This window comes from Eubacterium sp. An11 (genome assembly GCF_002161065.1).
Taxonomy (GTDB): Bacteria; Bacillota; Clostridia; order Lachnospirales; family Lachnospiraceae; genus Anaerobutyricum; species Anaerobutyricum faecale.
This window is the reverse complement of record NZ_NFLV01000077.1, coordinates 1-1,460: the sequence shown is the minus strand read 5'-3', so window position 1 is coordinate 1,460 and position 1,460 is coordinate 1. Positions and strand designations below refer to the sequence as shown.

Here is a 1,460-nt window from a genome sequence, read left to right as displayed (position 1 = left end):
TTATATCGGAACGCCAAGCAGACTGGAGATTTTAAGCTGAAGGACTTAACTAATTTCGAGGAACTGAAGGAAAAAATCATCTATAAATTAATCAATCTGGATATGAACAAGGATCTTTTGGACGATATTCCTTATATCCCGTATCTTGATTTGGCAATCGTTTTCTATTGCTGCATTGCGAACACGGATGAACAGACTGCTGGTTTTCTCATTCATAATTCCCATTTGGATCTCTGGGGAATCCAGCAAAACGAATTATACAAGTATGCCCATAAGAACACTTGCCGACTGTTTCCCTATTCACTTCAGTCGGTATGCGCCACGCTTAACGAAATGTCAGAAAATCTTACCGCCCCATTATCTGTAATGCCGGAGGAAGACCTTCTGGTCTTAACGAATCAAAGCCGTATAGACGGTGCAGCTTGTATCCTGTATGACAATATGTTGGAAAAAATAGCAGAAGTATTACAGGAGGATTTCTATGTAATTCCCAGTAGTATCCACGAGCTTCTGATTCTGCGTAAACATTTGTCTCCAGAAGAAGGAGGTCTTTCAGAGTTAATTACATCTGTCAATCAGACAACCGTGTTGGATACGGACATTCTGTCATCACATCCATACTACTATGACCGTAATTTACATACCTTAAAATGCGCTTAATAATTTATGCGAATCCCAAGAAAGGAGCATCCAATCATGCACCATGTAAAAGAAGTAAAATTGCTTGTAGACAACCTTAACAAACACCGTCACGCCTACTATAACCTGAATGCACCGGAAATCTCCGATGCGGAGTATGACCGGATGTACGAACAGCTGGAAAGTCTGGAAAAGGAAACAGGGATCATCTACTCCAATTCCCCAACCCAGACCGTAGGCTACCCGCCGGTCAGCGAACTGGAGAAAGTACCACATCCCCATCCGCTTCTGTCCCTGGATAAGACAAAGCAGGTGGAAGATTTGTGCCGTTTCTGCGGCAATCACGCAGCTTTGCTTATGCTGAAGCTGGATGGCCTTACGGTAAAACTCACCTACGAAAACGGCAGGCTGACAGAGGCATCCACCAGAGGAGACGGGGAGATCGGGGAAGATATCACCCATAACATTCCCACCTTTGAGAATGTACCGATCTCCATTGCTTATAAGAAACGGCTGGTTGTCACCGGGGAAGCCTTCATACACAGAAAGGATTTTGAACGGCTGAACATCACACTCCGGGACAAGAACGGGGAACCTTATAAAAACGCCCGGAACCTGGCTGCCGGATCTGTGCGGAGCCTGGATCCTGAGAATTGCAAAGACCGCTGTGTCACCTTTCTTCCCTTCAACGTACTGGAAGGGCTGGACGAGGGAGAAAACAGCAACAGCCGGGAGGAACGTCTGTACCAGTTATCAAAACTGGGCTTTGGTTCCTGCCCGTATATTCCCCTCAATCCGGATCAGATTTCGCCGGAATATCT

Annotated in this window: 1 protein-coding gene and 1 pseudogene; both read left to right on the top strand. The window is 45.5% G+C overall.

Translation table 11 applies throughout. The annotated features are described in order from the left end of the window. On the top strand, nucleotides 1–660 hold a 660-nt coding region (locus B5E53_RS19420; protein WP_242963821.1), incomplete at its 5' end, for a DUF5688 family protein. Nucleotides 661–696: 36 nt separating this feature from the next. After that, nucleotides 697–1,460: pseudogene (locus tag B5E53_RS18565) on the top strand (NAD-dependent DNA ligase LigA); the annotation flags it as partial.